We start from the raw sequence: 17,451 nt of genomic DNA on the forward strand, positions 1-17,451 counted from the left end.
GGGGTTATATCGAAGTGCAATAACAAGCGGTTTGAAAACATATTAGACAGTATCACGACGGTTGGCCAAAATGCACGCAAACGAATGAAACCGGACCACAGGAGACAAGAATGCTGCGCCGACCTTACCTAGCCGGCTTGCTGGCCGCCGCGCTGTCGCTGGGCGCTGCCGCCACCAGCGCCGAGACCTACCCCGCCAAGCCCATCCGGCTGGTCGTGCCCTACGCGGCGGGCGGCGCTGTCGACATCGTGGCGCGTTCGGTTGGCCAGAAGATGAGCGTGCTGCTCAAGCAGCCCATCATTGTCGACAACCGCCCGGGCGCCAGCACCAATATCGGCATGGACGCGGTGTCCAAGGCCGCGCCGGATGGCTACACCATCATGATGGCCTCCAACAGCCTGGCCACCAATGCCGCGCTGTTTGCCAAGCTGCCGTTCGACCCGACCCGCGATTTCACGCCGGTGGCGCGCATTGGCCAGGCCTCGCTGGTGCTGGTGGTGCCGGCCAAATCCAGCGTGACCTCGCTCAAGGACCTGGTCTCCCAGGCGCAGGCGCAACCCGGCAAGCTCAGCTATGCCTCGGCCGGCAACGGCAGCTCCGGTCATCTCGCCGGCGAGTTGTTCAAGGAAGCGGCGCACATCGACGTGTTGCACGTGCCTTACAAGGGCGGCGCGCCAGCCATCACCGACCTGCTGGGCGAGCGCATCACGTTCATGCCGATTAACCCGCTCGAAGTCATCACGCATATCCGCGCCGGCACCCTGCGCGCCATCGCGGTGGCGAGCGACCAGCGTGCGCCGCTGCTGCCGGGTGTGCCAACCTCGCGCGAGCAAGGCCTGCCGGGCTTCACCGCTTCTGTCTGGTGGGGACTGGTGGCGCCGGCCAAGACGCCGCCCGCTGTCGTGCGTGAACTCAACACCGCTGCCAATACGGCGCTGGCCGACCCGGACGTGCGCAAGCAGCTCATGCAACTGGGTGTCACCATCCTGCCCGGCACCCCGGAAGCCTTCGGCCAGTTCGTGCGCAACGAAACCTCAACCTGGAACGGCGTGATCCGCAAGGCGGGTATCACGGCCGACTGAAGCCTTCGACGCGACCCAACGGAAATCCCCATGTCAGACATCCACGCCCAAGCGCAATCCCCGGCTCCAGCCGACGCGCAAGCCGACGCAAAGCGTCCCTCTATCCTGGTGGTCAGCGCGCATGCCGCCGATTTCGTCTGGCGCGCCGGCGGCGCCATCGCGCTGTATGCCGAGCGCGGCTACCACGTCAAGATCGTCTGCCTGTCCTTTGGCGAACGCGGCGAGTCGGCCAAGATGTGGCGCCAGCCGGGCATGACCATGGAGCGCGTCAAGGCCGCGCGGCTTGAGGAAGCGCAGCAGGCCGCCGACATCCTCGGCGCCACACTGGAGTGCTTCGACCTCGGCGATTACCCCCTGCGCGTGACCGACGCGGCGTTGCTGCGCCTTGCCGACCTCTACCGCGAACTGCGGCCGGAACTGGTGTTGAGCCATTCGCGCGAGGACATCTATAACTTCGACCATCCTCTCGCCACCCGTGTGGCGCAGGAAGCGCGCGTCATCGCCCAGGCGCATGGCTACAAGCCTGAAGTGCCCGTGATCGGCGCGCCGCCGGTATTCCTGTTCGAGCCGCACCAGCCCGAGCAGTGCAACTGGAAACCCGATTTGTTGCTCGACATTTCTTCCGTTTGGGAGAAGAAGCAGCGCGCTTTCGCCACCATGGCGGCGCAGGAGCACCTGTGGGAGTACTACACGCGGGTGGCGCTGCAGCGCGGCGCCCAGGCCACGCGCAATTCCGATCGCAGGGTGAAGTACGGCGAGGGCTATGCACGTGTGTTCCCGCAAGTATCGGAGAGCCTGGCATGAGGACCGTCGCCTATCGCAATATCCTGCGCGCCGCCGCCGCGGACATTGAGGTGCTGGGTGCCTCAGGCGTGGCCACTGTGCATGAGGCGCAGCGCCGCACGGGACTGATGAAGCCCTATCTGCGGCCGATACAGTCCGGCGTAGCGATGGCCGGCAGCGCCGTGACGGTGCTGATGCACCCGGGTGACAACTGGATGATCCACGTCGCGGTGGAGATGGTGCAGCCCGGGGACGTGCTGGTGGCGGCGCTGGTCAGCGACTGCACCGATGGCCTGTTCGGCGATCTGCTGGCGACCTCGCTCAAGGCGCGGGGCRCGCGTGGCCTGGTCATCGACGGCGGCGTACGCGATGTGGCCACGCTCAATGCCATGGGCTTCCCGGTCTGGTCGCGGGCGGTTTCCGCCCAGGGCGCGGTCAAGGAGACCGTCGGCGCGGTTAATGTCCCGGTGATCTGCGCTGGCGCCAACGTGCGGCCCGGCGACGTGATCGTGGCCGACGACGACGGCGTGGTGGTGGTGCCGCGCCCCCTGGCCGCCGAGACCGCACGCCGCGCCGCCGAGCGCGAGGCCATGGAAGCGGGCAAGCGGGCCACGCTGGCCGCCGGCGTGCTCGGCCTGGACATGTACAAGATGCGCGAGGCGCTGGCGGCCAAGGGACTGGCCTACTCGGATGAGACCGTGGACTGGTATAGCGGTTTCGACGAGGCCTGAGCCAGACGTCGCCCGGCGCGCCCGCATCTGGTATAAGCGACGCAGACAAGCATCCAGGCATCGCGGGGGAGCCAGATGGAACTGCGCCAGCTTCAGTATTTTGTCCGGGTGGTGGAACTCGGCAGCATGAGCCGCGCTGCGCTCGATCTCGATATGGTGCAGTCCGCCATGAGTCAGCAGATCAGCCGGCTGGAGAGCGAACTCTCGACCCGGCTGCTGCTCCGGACCACGCGCGGCGTCGCGGCCACCGAAGCCGGCCTGGCCTTCTTCCGCGAAGCCCGGCTGGCGCTGCGCCATGCCGAGCAGGCCACGCGCGCCGCCCATCATGCGCAGCTGTCCGGCACCGTCAGCGTGGGTTTGGCGCCTACTACCGCCTCGGTGATCGGCCTGCCACTGATGCGCGCCATGCGCGAGCGCTATCCGAATGTGCGCCTGCATACGGTAGAGAGCCTGTCCGGCCATCTCAGCGCCATGCTCAATGCCCGCCAGCTTGACCTCCTGGCACGGGCAATCTTCAATCCGCTGGTGGGACCAGCGCTGCCGGGTAGAGCACGCAACCAACCATGTCGAGCATTCGTTCTAGTGCGCTAACAGCCTTTGCCAGCGTCGTCACCCGGTTGGGGGGCTCGCCGGGAAACCTGATGAGTGCTGCGGGCATTCGGGAGGATGCGTGGCGAGAGCCTGGCAGCTTCGTGTCATTCGCAGCCTTCGCGCTGCTGCTGGAACTGGCCGCGGAATCGCTCGGCTGCGCCGACTTTGGACAATGGTTGGCTGACGGCCAAAGCGTGTTCACGCTAGGTCCACTCATCTTCATTGCCTTCGGTGGCTCCACTGCCTGCGAGGTCTTCCGTCGCCTGGATCGGTACCTCCACCACTATGTGACTGGCGTACGACCTATGCGATGCGCGGGGGGCAAGCGAGAGACGATGGAGATCAAACTGGTATTCCAAATGGAGCCTGCGTTCAGGTACGCACAGGCTGGCGAATTCCTCCTCGCGACCGCATACAAGATTGCGAGGCTGCTCGCGGGTCGCAGGGCTGACTCAGTGCGCGCGGTGGCACCTTCCCTACAGCGGTCCGGTGACGTCCCCGCGCGCGCCAGTGATGCTTCGTTGCCACTTCTTGCACGCAGCGGGGCTCACTACAGCCTGTTCGTGGACAGACGGATCCTGGGGTTGGAGGAGCCATATCGAAACAACAAATTCAAGGAGGCTCTCGCAGAGCACGTGGCCTCAATCTCGGTTGATCGGGAGCTTTGCTTTACCGATCAGGTGTCGGCCGTGATCCAGCACCTCTTGTCCACAGGGTACTGCACTCTCGCAGCGGTGTCCTCTTGCCTTGGCATGCACCCCCGTGGGCTGCAGAGAGCCTTGGCACTTCATGGCTCGCGGTTTGCCGATCTCTTGGCGGAAACAAGACGCGAGATGGCCCTGCGTTACGTGGCAGATGGGATACCCCAGTCGATCCAGGCGTCTCTGCTGGGATATCGCGAGAATGCTTCCCTCTATCGGGCACTAAGAGGTTGGCGCGGCGTCAGCCGCGATAGCGGTGCCCAATTCGATCATGTTACGACCGTTGTTGAAGATGTCCACGCCGATTGTCATCAAATGACACTTCCAATCGAAAGGCCCCTTGCGGAAACTGTGGGGCGCAGCGCGTTGAACCAGACCTTGTCCGTACGAGTTGTATCTCGTTGAGCCGAGGCGCCGCCTGCGTAGCGTCGATATCCCTATTGCTGCATCGCAGCTATACAGCGGCAAGCGGATCGGCGCTACTGTTTGATTGCGGACGGCTGCGGGGTAGCCGTCCGCAATCGCTTCGAATTGCCTGGATGATGAAGCTCGGAACTACAGTCGACGTGCATCGTCTTCGGCCCAGACGGGATGGGCTCGTGTAGAGCCGGCAGCGACAAATTTGAGGCGAACAATGATGCATGTGGCCGCACCCTCAAGCGCGCGCGGGCACCGATAATCATTAAGCGGTCCTCGTCCTGCGGGACACGTTGATGATGGGCGTGCGACCACGCTGTGGCGGCGTAAAGCAGGGAGATGGCGGCTATGCCGACTCGGATCGCGTTGGGAAAGCGTTGTCTTTGCATTAAGTTTCCTGGAGCGCAGGATTTAACTGCGTAGTGCAGTCGCAAAGACGGGACTAATCATATCCAAGCCACCCTTCGGCAGGGTAGTGCCGCGACCGGGCAGGCATACCGAATGGGTTGGCCCAGTAGTCTTCGCGGCGGCGCTGCCGGCCGCGGACGCACTGTGACCAAATGCCGGCTGTGCCAGAGGCTGAGTACCTTGCCCGCTTTGGGGCGATCTGCAGGATTTGCGCCAGTGGGACGGCGCCACGGAGCCACACAAATTCGGACACCCCGTCTCAGGTCAGAAACTCTCTGTATCCACCTCGCTGTTGCCCTGCGGATTGTACCGGCTGCCCACCACGGTTCGCTGGTTGATCAGTGACTCCAACCGGGCCATGTCATCTGCGCTGAGCTTCACATCGATTGCCCCGAGATCGTCCAGTAAGTGCGCCACGCTGGTGGTGCCAGGGATCGGAATGATGTTATTGCCACGATGCAACAGCCAAGCCAGCGAGAGCTGTGCCAGCGAGCAACCGACGTCGCGGGCAATGGCTTTGTAGCCGTCCAGCAGCGACAAGTTTGCGGCGTAAGCCTCGGGTGCAAAGCGCGGCATGGAGCGGCGGATGTCCTTGGCGTCGAGCGAGGCTACGTCGGTCAGTTCACCGCACAAAAAGCCGCGTGCCAGAGGGCTGAAGGCGACGAGGGCCACGCCAAGTTCGCGGCAGGTCTCTAGTACGGCGATTTCCGGGTTGCGCGTCCACAAGGAATATTCGGTCTGCAACGCGGTGATGGGATGCACGTTGTGGGCTTTGCGCAGCGTGTGTGCCGACACTTCCGATAGACCGATGGCACGGACATGGCCCTTGTGCACCAGATCGCTCAGGGCGCCCACGCTTTCCTCGATGGGTACTTTCTTGTCCCAGCGGTGCAGGTAGTACAGGTCAATCACGTCGGTACGCAGGCGCTTGAGCGCGGCTTCGCAGGTGGCCCGGATGGTCTGTGGGCGGCCGTCGATGACTCGCACGGGCTTGCCATCGCCATTGATGTCTACTCCGGTCATGCCGCACTTGCTGGCCAGGGTGAACTGGTTGCGGTGCTTGGACAGGACGTTGCCGACTAGCGTCTCATTTGCACCGAAGCCGTACAGGGCGGCCGTGTCAAAAAAATTGACGCCAGCATCCAGCGCGGTCAGCAGTACCTTTGCGGCTTGCTCGGGCGATGGTGGCACGCCGTAGGCGTGGCTCAGATTCATGCAGCCCAGACCGATGGAACTGACGTTGAAGGTGCCGAGTTTGCGTTGTTGCATTGGATGATCTTCTGAAAAAAGGTCCCGGCTTCGAGGATGAAGCCGTCAGTCTTGGTGGTTTRCCAATGTACCGGATTAGCTCGGGTACTGTCACCTTGTTACACTGACAGCCGAAGTGCGGCGAGAATATTGAATGGGCAGATCGATCAGGTCCCAGCGTTTATAGGGGGCGTCGTAGGCGTCTGGCGAGGCAGTTTCCAGGAGGTGACCGATGCCTCCGATCTGTCGCTGTAAGCGTTCGGTAGCATGTAGCGGTCTTGAGTTCAGCGCCATGAGCCTGCCACGAATCCGGAAATTGCGAAGGTCCTCAAGCGCTTGCACTACCCGCTGGAAGTGATGCTGACCTGCGTGCGCTGGTATGTGGCCTACCCGCTCAGCCGGCGTCACCTTGAGCAGATGAGGCCGAGCGCGGCATCGTAGTGGATCATTCCACCAGTGCATCACTGGGCGATCAAACTACCGCCGGCGCTGCACCAGGTATTCGCAACGGCTCTCGCTTCCAGTTCGGTAGCAACGCCGATTTTCGCGATGGACATCGTCATGACAGCTTAGCGACTGTATTTGCCAATCATGCTTTGACCACCGAGCGCGTGCCCCTTGAGTGCCGACATGAGTTCGTCCCTGGTCAGCCCAGGCGGCAGTGCGGACGGCGCGAGATCCGTTGCGACCACGGTCAAGGTGTAATGGTGTGCTGCGTCACCCGCCGGCGGGCAGGGCCCGCGATACACGACCTCGCCCCTGACGTTCTTGCCAATGGTGGCGCCATGTCCGTCGGTCTGGCCTTCGCCCTCCTTGAGCTGCCCGCGATCGGCGGCGATGTTGTACGCAACCCAATGTGAAACTCCAAGCCCCATCGCGCCGTCGGGATCGGAAAGCAGCACGGCAACCGACTTGGTACCGGCAGGCAGGTTCGACCAGGACACCTGTGGAGAAACGCCCTTGCCGCCGCAATCGGACGTATTGTTGCCATGCAGCACAGGAATCGTCGCGCCATCCGCGAACGACGCGGAAGACACCTGCATGCCTGCCGCCTGCGCGATGCCCATACCGACAAAAAGCAATGCGCCTGCCAGCGGCGCGAAGCCAGTCTTAGCCTGTTTCATTCGTACATCCTCGTATGCAATGAGTGGAATGTATGCCGAGCGCGCCAGGCAAGTGCGGCTGTACCCTCTAGCATTCGCGATTGCCAGCACGGTGATTCCGGATTTACCTTGGACCAAATCGCGCGCAATGCACTTAATGTGTACGGACGATGCTGCGCGATGTCATTAGATATAACGTTAAAAATATAACGACCGGGGATCTGGAGTATCGGCCACGGGGCTTTATCCCGCATGGCTTCGGGCCTCGAGGACATCTCGCACTTCTGGATTCACGCAGGTCGAGGTAATACGGCCGGCGAGTGCGTCGAGCAGGTTGCGGGCCGCACGCAACGCCATCGCGTCGCGTGTCTGTTGTGTAGCCGAGCCGATATGCGGCAGGGCGACGACGTTCGGCATTGTCAACAGCGGCGAGTCCAGTGGCAGCGGTTCGCGCTCGAACACGTCGAGTCCGGCGCCGAGGATGCGACGTTCCCGCAGCGCCTCGATGAGCGCGGCTTCGTCGACCACCTGGCCGCGCGCGCAGTTGACGAGGATCGCCGTTCGCTTCATCAGGCGGAGCTCTGCCGCGCCGATCAGCCGCTCGGTCGCGGCGGACAACGGCACCAGCAGGCACACGAAATCGGCCTGCGCAAGCAGTTCCGGCAACGTGCGCCATTGCGCACCGTAGGCTTCTTCCGCTTCGTGATTGCGTGTGCGATTGCAATACAGCACGTCCATTCCGAAACCCAGCGCCGCACGTCGCGCGAGGGCGCAGCCGATGCGTCCGAGCCCGACGATGCCGAGCGCCTTGTGATGAACGTCGACGCCGAACTGAGCCGCTCCGACCGACGCACGCCATTCGCCGCGCCGCGTCCATTCGGCGAGTTCGACGACACGCCGCGCGCTCGCGAGCAGCAGGGTGAACGCGAGATCCGCGGTAGTTTCAGTCAATTCGTCGGGCGTGTTGTTGAGGATGATGCCGCGCCGCGTCAGGTCCTCGACATCGAATGCATCGAATCCGGCGGAAATGGTCGATGCCGCTTCCAGAAATCGTGCGGCGTCAAGCAGCTCCGGCGTGATCTTCATGTTGTTGCCGAGGATGCCGTGTGCCCGCGCGAGCGCTTCGATCAACGGCGCGCGGCTTGCGGCAGCGACCTGTTCGACCTCGGTCACGTCATGTTGTTCGCGCAACAGCGCGAGCACGCTCCGCGGCACGTTCCGGTACACGACGATTCGTTTTCTCATCGGGGGTTCCTCTGAGCGCCGGTGATATTCAAGCAGCGGCACATAAATTAATAGGGAAGCGGAATATGAAATTCCGGGAAGCAGCCGCCAAAAGTTGCACGAGAAGTACGCATCTCACCAGAAGCGATTCAGGTCGGCCAGCACGTCGGCCAAATCGTTGGTAACCGGAGGGCTGAGTGTGGGCGCCATTAGCGAAAATAGTGATCCTCAACTTTACCCCGTACCCATCTGCCAAAACGCTGTCCCAACCTGTGCCTTGGGGGCGCCAAGCGACATGGCCAGCAGCCACTTGCTGTATGCGCTCTGCGTCGATTCGCGAGGGGCCGTAGATCTCTCGCCTAGCCTGTCGCTCATGCCGCGAGCTGGTAAGCACGCATCCCCGGCATGTCCGTCTTTGGTGGAAAGACGTTCCACGACCCGTCATCGTGCCGGAAGAAAACGATCGTCACCCATCCTTCTGGCCGCAACGTGCCAATGCGCACGTAGCGCCTTCGATCCGAAGGCGCGCGACTGAACTCGATCACACGCAACGCCGCACCAGGCCCGAACCACTTGCCGGCCTGCACACGCACGGACTTTTTGCCGGTATGCATATCCTTCTCCTTCTCCTTCTCCTTCTCCTTCAACCACTCGCTTTTGTTGGCGCAGCTTCGTTTCGCGCGCCGTTTGCTATATCCTCAAGGCGTCCGCTGCGCGGTGCGGCGACTGGCCACGATAGGATTCGAGGAAACGGCAGCGAAACACCCGCTGTCAGGCACTCGAACGCACGGAGTGGTAGTCCCCGTCACCTTGGACAAGAACCGGCCTGTTACCAATTTCGGCCCGTGCACGCGTTGCAGCCATTCCGCGATCTGGCCCGGTAGCTGCGCCTCATCGGACCAGCACGCGAATCGTCCTGGCTTCCGGATTGATTTCGATCTTGGCGCCATGCGGAATTTGCGCCGTGCTGTCTGTATCTAAACCTGCCAGCATCGTCACGTCCCCCAGCGCCGCTCCCTCTGCGAGGACTGTGTTGACAGTATTGAGCACGATCTCCAGCGGCGCCATATCGCGCGACTGCATTTCGTGCAGCAGCCACAAGGTTGCGACACCACCCTTCGCCGTATCGAGCACGAGAATCTTATCGAACGACTCGCCAGCGATCTATTGCGCGGGGCGAGAGAAAACGCCACGCAGACGATTCAGCTCAGTTCTGTTTTGGGATATGCGCGGATTCGATGACGCCGCCCCATTTCTTCTGCTCGCTGGCGACGAATCGCACGAACTCTTCGCGGGTGCCGGTGCCTACCGATGCGTTGGCGTCGGTCAGCTCCTTGCGCAAGGCGTCGGACTTCAGCACTTTCTCCAGCGCGGCGCTCACCCGGTCGACGATCGGCTGTGGCGTGCCCTTGGGGAATACCAGACCGCCCCACGAGACGTTCTCGTAGCCTTTCAGTCCGGACTCGTCCAGGGTCGGCAGATTGGGATAGAGCGGAATACGCTCGCGGCTGGTGATCGCCAGCGCGCGCAGCTTGCCGCTTTTGACGAGCGGCCAGGCGACCGAGGCATTGGTAAACGTGTAGTCAAGCCGGCCGCCGGCGAGGTCGGTGAGGGACGGCGGATCGCCGTTGTACGGGATGAACAACACGTCGATGCCGGCCATCTTCTTGAATAGCTCGCCGCCCATGTGGCCACTGCTGCCGGTACCGGCCGCGGCGTATGACAGCTTGCCGGGCTCCTTCTTGGCCAGCGCAATCAGTTCGGCGACGTTCTTGATCGGGGAGTCGCCACGAACCACGAGCAGGTTGTAGATCGAGAACATGCGGCCCACGGGCACAAAGTCCCGTTGCACATCATAGGGAAGCTTGCTGAACAGGCCGGGGTTGACGGCCAGGGTGTTGATGTTGCCATAGCCAATCGTGTACCCGTCCGGCGCAGCGCGCTTGACCATCGCCATGCCGATGTTGCCTGCGGCGCCCGGGCGATTGTCGACGACGAAATTGGCGTTGGTCGCTCTCGCGAGGTGACTCAGGACGATACGGCTTAGTACGTCGCCCGATCCACCGGCAGCAGAGGGGACGATCACGGTGACTGGCTTATGGGGCCATGGGTCCTCCGCCGCCTGGACGGACGAGGTGAGACTGCAGGCCGCACCAAAGGCGAGTGCAGCGAAGGCGGTGGTGAATCGCTTGATGCGATCTCCGAGGGAACAGTGAGTGTGGCGTTCGAATTTCATGATTTTTCCTAAAGTCTTTCCCTGCCATTGCTCATGACAAGCAAGAGGTCTGGGCAATGATTCACTCGTTTGCGTGTCAGGATTGGCCGCCTCCCTTTGCGATTGAACGCGCCTGCACCGGCTGATCGATGCGGGAGCTACAACGGCTGCCCGCGCTGGCCAAGCCTGCCGGAGTGACGACGCGTACGTCGCCGCGCAACTCACCAGCCATGGAAACGCTCCCAGGTCGTGAGCTTTCCGCCCTCAGCGAGCGCTCGGTACTCGGGGAACTGCGCTCCTGTTGCGCAGGCGTGATTCGGAAGAATGCGTAGGCGCGTGCCTACGGGAAAGCGATGGGAGACGTCCGCATCAGGTTCACCTTCGCGCGACACGATGCCGTGCTCCTGGTTAGCGCCACTCAGCAGGTAGCCTGGCAACACCGTGCCGTCTATCGTGCAGACCTGCCCATATCCATAGTCCTGCTTCTGCTTCTGGGTTCCGCGATCGCGGCTCATGGCCATCCACCCTGCGTCCACGATGATCCAACCCTTATCGCTCTGATGACCGATCACCGTCGTCAGTACACTAAGCGCGATCTCATCCGTGGTGCAGACACCAATGTTGTTCATCACCAGGTCAAAGAGAACATAGACGCCGGCCCGCACCTCGGTCACCCCCTGGAGCTGCTCGGCGGCAAGTGCCGTCGGGGTCGAGCCGACACTGACCCCCGGGCATGGAAGGCCCGCCGCGCGCAGACGCTCCGCCGCACGCACGCAGCCGACGCGTTCGCGCTCGGCCAAGGCCGTCAACGCCTCAGGCGTATCAAGCTCGTAGCTCGAGCCAGCGTGAGTCAACACGCCACCAAGGCGCATACCCCCGTTATGCAATACGCGGCCGACCTCCAACAGCGCTGAGTCTTCAGGCTGGATGCCCGAGCGGTGGCCATCCGTGTCGATCTCGATCCACACCTCGAAGGCCTCACAGTTCGCTCTGCCGAAGTCGGCAATCGCCTGAGCCGACGCCATGCCGTCGGTGAGTATCTTCAAGTTGCAGCCGCGCCGGCGCAATGCCAGCGCCTGAGGAAGCCGGTGCGGTGCCATGCCAACCGCGTAGAAGATGTCGGTGACACCCGCGGCCAGGAATTGCTCGGCTTCCTTGAGCGTGGAGACAGTGATTCCATGCGCTCCGGCCGCGAGCTGGGCGCGCACGACAGGCGTGCATTTGCTGGTCTTTACATGCGGTCGAAACCGCACGCCCAGCTTTTCCATGCGCTGCTGCATCCGATCGATGTTGTGCTGCATGCGCTCCAAGTCAATAATCGCTGCAGGGGTGTCAACGGTGTGAAGGGAGAAGTACATGTCGAACGAGAAGGAAAATCGGTTGCAGGCTGGTGGGTCACGGGAATGCGCGCCTGTAAAGAGCCCAAGTCCTCCGTCGCGGTGTCGGCGAGCGGTGAAGGTGAGACCGGTGCGTATGTAGCCACTGTAGTCAGCCAAGCCATCTCCGTGGTTAAATGCCTGGAAATCTATTGTTAAGCTGAATTGAATGATCCGCATCGAGGTCCTGAGCCAATCATCGGCTTGGATTTATCCCGCCGACACCAGAGCCAGGTTCTCAGGGTGCTGGTTCAACCGATTTCGTCATAATGTTGGGGAAGCTTCGCAAGCCTGCTTTTGGTATGGTTCTGGACTGCCTATGGGCGGTATTCGTGGTTGTGCGGCTTCTAAAAATTTCGGCCATACTGCCCCCCACGTCACTGCCTGGAGGCAAATAAATGGGGTTCGAATTCAACGGTAAGCGCGTCGTCGTCGCTGGTGGCTCGCGTGGCATCGGCCGCAGCATTGCGCTCGGGTTCGCGCAGGCTGGCGCTGCAGTGTCGGTCTGCGCACGCAATCTGGAAGGATTGAAAGCCATCGAGGCCGAGCTGGACGTTTATGGCCATCTGGCCCATACCGCACCTTGCGATCTCGCTGAAGGCGAGGCGATCAGTGCTTACATTGCAGCAGCCGGCGAAGCGCTTGGTGGCATCGACATTTTGATCAACAACGCGTCGGGTTTCGGAGGCGGGGATACCGAAGCCGGCTGGGAGGCCGGCATCCAGGTCGACCTGTTGGCAACGGTGCGCGCAGGGCATGCCGCACTGCCATTCTTGCGCCTGTCGGCCAACGCCGCCATCGTCAATGTGACGTCCATCTCGGCGCTTCGACCGTCGTCACGTACCCCGTCTTACGCGGCGATCAAGGCGGCGGTCATGCACTATACGGCGTCCCATGCGTTGACACTCGCGCCGGATCGGATCCGTGTCAACGCGGTTGCGCCAGGCTCGATCGAATTTCCCGGCGGATCGTGGGAACAGCGCAAGACTTCCGATCCCATGCTGTATGAGCGGATACTGCGTTCGGTTCCGTTCGGCAGGCTCGGGACGCCAGGCGAGGTCGCTAGCGCGGTGCTATTTCTCGCCAGCTCGCACGCAGGCTGGATCACCGGCCAGACCTTGGTGGTCGATGGCGGCCAGGTGTTGACGTAAGCGCAAATACGCACACGGGGGGCGGGAAAGGGCTCGCCGCGGAATGGAGCACTCCTGCTGCGAGCAGCACAAGCAGTCACCGTCGGGATCCTGGAACCGGATTCCGCGATTTACGGATTCATGGCGGTCTTACGGCTCTGAATTCAACATCGTCACATACTGCTGAATGCCAACTGCGATAGATCCCTCTGGCTTCGCTCGTTCGCTCCAGCCGGCCTCCCCGGGTTGGCTGAGCGCCATCGCAGATCGTCGGCTAGTCGGGATAGAGACGCCTCTCCTTCGGCAATTGCCGAGTTGTCCGTAACGCACCGCACCCGCACCCGCACCCTCGCGCCTGCCGGTCGCGGGTGTTTTTTGGGCGCTGAGCAAAACTGGTACTTTCGCACTGTCCCCGGTGGCTCACTGCGATGTTTGCCTCTATTGTGCGTCTACGCAGTATCAATCGTAGCTACTTACGGTCGCAAGTCCTGGAGCTTGCCAGTCGAGCATCTTGCTGACTTCGTCAAGAGCACGCCCCGCAAGCAGTTGGCGCCGGCAGGAGGGGACCGTAGGCTGTGGGTAAGAAATTTGACTTGTTAGACATTCGACTTCCCACAAGAACAGCGACCCTTCGGTAACGGTTTGCGTGCGACGGACCGCCGCAGATCTGAATCCAGGCTGTCTCAAGTAGATGCCTTCGGCACGGATAACCAGCGCTAGCAGCCCGCTGACTCGCGCGGCCGGGCGGCGCCAAAACCAAAATAATTTTTTTGTTAATCGATCTGACGATCGCTTTTTTCTGTTCGCCGTCTCCGTCAAACTCCGTGACCCGGGGTGCTGGCTCCGACGAACGCGTGCCTGACGTTGGCGTGCTCCGGGCTCTCGGCCTTCGCCGCCGGATAGCTGCGCGACTGATCGGGGATGATTTCGTGGGCTTGTCAGGACAAACTGCCAGCACGCGATCGTATCGTACCCTGGACGTAATGGCCTGCGCGCGCTGATGGCCAACCTCGCGGCGCGCGGTTTGCTCGATAACGCGCTGCTTTAGACAAACACAAACGCGCGCGAGACGTGCGCAATGCATAAAAGACGAAGCTGCCACCTGCGGCCTCGTACTGGAGATGAATGATGCAAGTTGAACACGTCACAGATGGTGCGCTGGCGAGCGCGGTGCGCAAGGCACGCCTGCGCCTCACGCCGTTCCTCGCCCTGATGTTTGCGCTGTCCATGCTCGACCGGTCAAACGTCGGCTTCGTCAAGCAGGCCCTTCAGGTCGATTCGAATATCGGAAATGCGGCATTTGCGCTTGGCGCGGGGATCTTCTTCATCGGCTATGCGGTGTTCGAGATCCCGAGCAACCTGATGCTGCATCGGGTCGGCGCAAAGGTCTGGTTGAGCCGGATCATGGTGACCTGGGGCCTGGCATCCGCCGCGATGATGTTCGCGCACGACGAGACCTCGTTCTACGTGCTGCGCTTCATCCTGGGTGTGGCGGAGGCAGGCTTTTCGCCCGGCGTGATCCTTTACTCGACCTACTGGTTCCCGGCGCGCGAGCGCGGCAAGGCGCTTGGCGTCTATTATTTCGGCTTGCCAGTGGCGCTCGTCCTTGGCAGCCCGCTGTCCGGCTTCCTGCTGGAAGTCATGGGCGGGCAACTGGGGCTGCGCAACTGGCAGTGGATGTTCATCATCGAAGGCCTTGCGGCGTCGATTGCCGGCATCATCGCGTTCTTCTACCTGGTCAGCAAACCGCGCGACGCCAAGTGGCTCACATCCGGCGAGAAACGTGCCCTTGAGGCAGCCATCGCTGCCGAAGACCGTGAAAAGATTGCGCATGGCCCAGCTACTGCGCTACGTGCGCTGCGCAACTGGCAGGTGCTGCGTTTCGTCGCGATTTACTTCGCGATCCAAGTCAGTGTTTACGGCGTTATCTTCTATCTCCCAACACGGATTTCCGAGCTGACGGGCACGGCGATCGGTTCGACGGTTGGCCTTCTCACCGCCATTCCCTGGCTATGTGCGCTGATCGCCCTGCGCTTCATCGCGGGCATGGCGGATGCCAAGGGCAAGCACCGGCAATTTGCCATTGCCATGTTGGCGATGGCGGCCGCGGGCATCGCGCTCTCGACGCTTGGCCAGCACCTTGCGCCGGTGCTCATCGCCTTTTGTATCGCGACGGTAGGCTTTGTCGTTGTCCAGCCGCTCTTCTGGACCCTTCCTACCGCGTATCTGAGCGGCACCGCCGCGGCGAGCGGCATCGCGTTGATCGGTGCGCTCGGCAATCTCGGCGGCTTTATCGCACCGACTTTGAAGACCGCTGTGGAGGCACTCTTTCACAGCCAGCAGGCAGGGATGCTTGCCCTGGCGTCCGCGGGAGTGGTCGGCGTGTTGCTCCTGTTAAGCATTGGCGCGCATGCACGCCGCGCGTCGGCAGTGCCGTTCAGTTCGTCCAGGACGGTATCCCGCTAGTGCCCTGCATCTGAGATGCGTTGAAGAAGTAAGCGTGCCGAAAAGGGCATGAAGGTTGCAGCAAGAATTTCACGATGGATAACGAAATGACAGGAACTACCGCAGCGGCCCCGGAGCCCGTCGTACGCTTGCACCCGATCGACGATGTCGTCATCGCGCGGAACCAGTTGGTTTCAGGCGTGCAAATCGGCGCGGGCCTTCTCGTACGCGGATTGGTTCCGGCAGGCCACAAGCTCGCCGTGCGCGGTATCGCCTCCGGCACGCCCGTGCGGCGCTATGGGCAGATCATCGGCTTCGCGACGCGGGGCATCGACGCAGGCGAGCATGTCCACACGCACAATCTCGCTATGGGCGAATTCGAGCGGGACTATGCCTTCGGCACCGACGCGGGGCCGTCGCGGGCCGCCGCGCCGTGTGCGCAATTCATGGGCATCTTGCGCGCCGACGGGCGTGTCGCGACGCGCAACTATATCGGTATCCTAACGTCGGTCAATTGCTCGGCAACGGCCGCTCGCGCCGTCGCCGACTACTTTCGCCGCGACATCCATCCGGAAGCGCTGGCGGCGTACCCCAACGTGGATGGCGTGGTCGCCCTGACGCACGGGCAGGGCTGCGCGATCGACGCGGAAGGCGAGGGCCTGGACTTGATCCGGCGCACCCTTGGCGGCTACGCGCGGCATCCGAACTTTGCCGCGGTGCTGATTGTTGGCCTGGGTTGCGAGACCAATCAGATTGATGGACTGATGGAGCGCCAAGGCCTGGCGCCTGGTGCCGCGCTGCGGACGATGACAATCCAGGCGCTGGGCGGGACGGCGCGCACGGTAGCGGCTGGCATCGAGCAGGTAAAGGCGATGTTGCCCGCAGCCAACAACGTGCGGCGCGAGCCGGTCGATGCCAGCCATCTGGTGGTCGGACTGCAATGCGGCGGGTCCGATGGCTATTCCGGCATCAGCGCGAATCCGGCACTCGGCGCGGCGGTCGATCGGCTGATGGCGCATGGCGGTACAGCGATCCTTTCCGAAACCCCCGAGATCTATGGCGCGGAACATCTACTGACACGCCGCGCGGTGTCGCGCGAGGTTGGCGAAAAACTCATCGAGCGGATCCGTTGGTGGGAGGCCTATTGCGCGCGCATGAATGCCAATATGAACAATAATCCCTCGGCGGGTAACAAGGCGGGGGGACTCACGACAATCCTCGAGAAATCGCTCGGCGCGGTAGCGAAAGGGGGAACGACGAATCTTGTCGACGTATACCGGTACGCCGAGAGGGTCCATGCCCGCGGCCTGGTTTTCATGGATACCCCCGGTTACGATCCGGTGTCGGCAACCGGCCAGGTCGCGGGCGGTGCCAACCTGATCTGCTTTACAACCGGGCGCGGATCCGCTTACGGTTGCGCGCCGTCGCCATCATTGAAACTCGGTACCAACACCGCGTTATGGCTGCGACAGGAGGAGGACATCGATATCAACTGTGGGTCGGTCCTCGACGGCACACGATCCATCGATGAACTCGGGGAAGAAATTTTTCAGCTAATGSTCGCCACGGCTTCAGGCCATGCGTCCAAGAGTGAGATGCACGGGTACGGCCAGAATGAGTTCGTGCCTTGGCACATTGGCGCTGTTACGTAGGCGTTGCGTAGGGGGACGCGGCGGTGCGCGACGAGAATGCGTCCTTGCAGGCGGCGATGCCCTACCTGATCCGCAGCGCGTTCGCCCAGTTTCCGGTCGAGAGCGGGCGGTCCCGGCGGGTGACATTGCCGCTGGACCCGGATGACAAATGACGATCAGACCGAAGGAGGAGACAAGGCATTGCCCGTGCGCGGGTAGAAACTGAATTGCCCGGCGAAAGGCCTTAAAACTCCGGATGCACCTCTGGGAGGGGCTTCGCGCCGGGCTTGCGTGAGCTAGAATGACGGCTCGATTTTTCGGCCCGAGCCGCCGGCGCCCGTTTTTGAAAGCTGCAATGGAAGATTC

14 protein-coding genes and 4 pseudogenes are annotated in these 17,451 nt (G+C 62.3%); 10 read left to right on the forward strand and 8 right to left on the reverse strand.

Annotation, left to right across the window (positions count from 1 at the left end; all coding sequences use genetic code 11):
• The first annotated feature begins 110 nt into the window (after positions 1-110).
• The 5 genes and pseudogenes from AC1DKD_RS26255 to AC1DKD_RS26275 all read left to right on the forward strand — a co-directional run bounded on the left by AC1DKD_RS26255 (position 111) and on the right by AC1DKD_RS26275 (position 4,293).
• On the forward strand, positions 111-1,082 hold the full coding sequence (locus AC1DKD_RS26255; protein WP_441633014.1) for a tripartite tricarboxylate transporter substrate binding protein: 972 nt from the start codon (positions 111-113) through the stop codon (positions 1,080-1,082).
• A gap of 30 nt (positions 1,083-1,112) precedes the next feature.
• Complete coding sequence (locus AC1DKD_RS26260; RefSeq protein WP_441633016.1) at positions 1,113-1,886, forward strand: PIG-L deacetylase family protein; 774 nt, start codon at positions 1,113-1,115, stop codon at positions 1,884-1,886.
• Complete coding sequence (locus tag AC1DKD_RS26265; protein WP_477143875.1) at positions 1,883-2,596, forward strand: 4-carboxy-4-hydroxy-2-oxoadipate aldolase/oxaloacetate decarboxylase; 714 nt, start codon at positions 1,883-1,885, stop codon at positions 2,594-2,596. The genes AC1DKD_RS26260 and AC1DKD_RS26265 overlap by 4 nt, the downstream gene beginning before the upstream one ends.
• 75 nt (positions 2,597-2,671) lie before the next feature.
• Positions 2,672-3,094 (forward strand): annotated as a pseudogene (locus tag AC1DKD_RS26270) (LysR family transcriptional regulator); the annotation flags it as partial.
• Between the two features lie 65 nt (positions 3,095-3,159).
• Complete coding sequence (locus AC1DKD_RS26275) at positions 3,160-4,293, forward strand: AraC family transcriptional regulator ligand-binding domain-containing protein (RefSeq protein ID WP_477112042.1); 1,134 nt, start codon at positions 3,160-3,162, stop codon at positions 4,291-4,293.
• Between the two features lie 684 nt (positions 4,294-4,977).
• Here AC1DKD_RS26275 and AC1DKD_RS26280 read toward each other — a convergent pair.
• Positions 4,978-5,982, reverse strand: a complete 1,005-nt coding sequence (locus tag AC1DKD_RS26280) for an aldo/keto reductase (protein WP_477112041.1) — start codon at positions 5,980-5,982, stop codon at positions 4,978-4,980.
• Between the two features lie 336 nt (positions 5,983-6,318).
• On the opposite strand from AC1DKD_RS26280, the pseudogene AC1DKD_RS26285 reads away from it, so the two are divergent.
• A pseudogene (locus AC1DKD_RS26285) lies at positions 6,319-6,465 on the forward strand (IS6 family transposase); the annotation flags it as partial.
• 65 nt (positions 6,466-6,530) lie between these two features.
• On the opposite strand, the gene AC1DKD_RS26290 reads toward AC1DKD_RS26285, so the two are convergent.
• The 6 genes from AC1DKD_RS26290 to AC1DKD_RS26315 all read right to left on the reverse strand — a co-directional run bounded on the left by AC1DKD_RS26290 (position 6,531) and on the right by AC1DKD_RS26315 (position 12,059).
• Positions 6,531-7,085 (reverse strand): YbhB/YbcL family Raf kinase inhibitor-like protein, encoded by a 555-nt coding sequence (locus AC1DKD_RS26290; protein WP_477112040.1) that lies wholly within the window; start codon positions 7,083-7,085, stop codon positions 6,531-6,533.
• A 222-nt stretch (positions 7,086-7,307) separates the two neighbouring features.
• Entirely contained in the window at positions 7,308-8,309 is a 1,002-nt protein-coding gene (locus AC1DKD_RS26295) for a 2-hydroxyacid dehydrogenase (protein WP_477112039.1), read from the reverse strand.
• A gap of 350 nt (positions 8,310-8,659) precedes the next feature.
• On the reverse strand, positions 8,660-8,902 hold the full coding sequence (locus AC1DKD_RS26300; RefSeq protein ID WP_477143876.1) for a hypothetical protein: 243 nt from the start codon (positions 8,900-8,902) through the stop codon (positions 8,660-8,662).
• Between the two features lie 277 nt (positions 8,903-9,179).
• Entirely contained in the window at positions 9,180-9,422 is a 243-nt protein-coding gene (locus AC1DKD_RS26305; RefSeq protein ID WP_477112037.1) for an aconitase X swivel domain-containing protein, read from the reverse strand.
• 73 nt (positions 9,423-9,495) lie between these two features.
• Complete coding sequence (locus AC1DKD_RS26310) at positions 9,496-10,524, reverse strand: Bug family tripartite tricarboxylate transporter substrate binding protein (protein WP_477111348.1); 1,029 nt, start codon at positions 10,522-10,524, stop codon at positions 9,496-9,498.
• A 200-nt stretch (positions 10,525-10,724) separates the two neighbouring features.
• A complete protein-coding gene (locus tag AC1DKD_RS26315; RefSeq protein ID WP_477143877.1) occupies positions 10,725-12,059 on the reverse strand; it encodes a DSD1 family PLP-dependent enzyme in 1,335 nt (444 codons plus the stop codon).
• Positions 12,060-12,277: 218 nt separating this feature from the next.
• Here AC1DKD_RS26315 and AC1DKD_RS26320 point away from each other — a divergent pair, with 218 nt between their 5' ends.
• Entirely contained in the window at positions 12,278-13,030 is a 753-nt protein-coding gene (locus AC1DKD_RS26320; protein WP_477112183.1) for an SDR family NAD(P)-dependent oxidoreductase, read from the forward strand.
• Positions 13,031-13,845: 815 nt separating this feature from the next.
• On the opposite strand, the pseudogene AC1DKD_RS26325 reads toward AC1DKD_RS26320, so the two are convergent.
• Positions 13,846-13,976 (reverse strand): annotated as a pseudogene (locus AC1DKD_RS26325) (IS6 family transposase); the annotation flags it as partial.
• Between the two features lie 161 nt (positions 13,977-14,137).
• Between AC1DKD_RS26325 and AC1DKD_RS26330 the strand changes: the two are divergent.
• The 3 genes and pseudogenes from AC1DKD_RS26330 to AC1DKD_RS26340 all read left to right on the forward strand — a co-directional run.
• Positions 14,138-15,475: an MFS transporter gene (locus tag AC1DKD_RS26330; RefSeq protein ID WP_477112185.1), complete on the forward strand. Its 1,338-nt coding sequence runs from the start codon at positions 14,138-14,140 to the stop codon at positions 15,473-15,475.
• An 86-nt stretch (positions 15,476-15,561) separates the two neighbouring features.
• A complete protein-coding gene (locus AC1DKD_RS26335; protein ID WP_477143878.1) occupies positions 15,562-17,106 on the forward strand; it encodes a UxaA family hydrolase in 1,545 nt (514 codons plus the stop codon).
• 32 nt (positions 17,107-17,138) lie between these two features.
• A pseudogene (locus AC1DKD_RS26340) lies at positions 17,139-17,258 on the forward strand (DUF4136 domain-containing protein); the annotation flags it as partial.
• Between the last annotated feature and the right edge of the window lie 193 nt (positions 17,259-17,451).

It is taken from the genome of Cupriavidus sp. 05T313 (assembly GCF_056396665.1).

Bases quoted from the DNA above. Each gene is read 5' to 3' on its own strand.
- AC1DKD_RS26290 (WP_477112040.1), bottom strand. From the start codon at position 7,085: ATGAAACAGGCTAAGACTGGCTTCGCGCCGCTGGCAGGCGCATTGCTT.
- AC1DKD_RS26330 (WP_477112185.1), top strand. From the start codon at position 14,138: ATGCAAGTTGAACACGTCACAGATGGTGCGCTGGCGAGCGCGGTGCGC.
- AC1DKD_RS26300 (WP_477143876.1), bottom strand. From the start codon at position 8,902: ATGCATACCGGCAAAAAGTCCGTGCGTGTGCAGGCCGGCAAGTGGTTC.
- AC1DKD_RS26310 (WP_477111348.1), bottom strand. From the start codon at position 10,524: ATGAAATTCGAACGCCACACTCACTGTTCCCTCGGAGATCGCATCAAG.
- AC1DKD_RS26315 (WP_477143877.1), bottom strand. From the start codon at position 12,059: ATGCGGATCATTCAATTCAGCTTAACAATAGATTTCCAGGCATTTAAC.
- AC1DKD_RS26260 (WP_441633016.1), top strand. From the start codon at position 1,113: ATGTCAGACATCCACGCCCAAGCGCAATCCCCGGCTCCAGCCGACGCG.
- AC1DKD_RS26275 (WP_477112042.1), top strand. From the start codon at position 3,160: ATGTCGAGCATTCGTTCTAGTGCGCTAACAGCCTTTGCCAGCGTCGTC.
- AC1DKD_RS26255 (WP_441633014.1), top strand. From the start codon at position 111: ATGCTGCGCCGACCTTACCTAGCCGGCTTGCTGGCCGCCGCGCTGTCG.
- AC1DKD_RS26320 (WP_477112183.1), top strand. From the start codon at position 12,278: ATGGGGTTCGAATTCAACGGTAAGCGCGTCGTCGTCGCTGGTGGCTCG.
- AC1DKD_RS26295 (WP_477112039.1), bottom strand. From the start codon at position 8,309: ATGAGAAAACGAATCGTCGTGTACCGGAACGTGCCGCGGAGCGTGCTC.
- AC1DKD_RS26280 (WP_477112041.1), bottom strand. From the start codon at position 5,982: ATGCAACAACGCAAACTCGGCACCTTCAACGTCAGTTCCATCGGTCTG.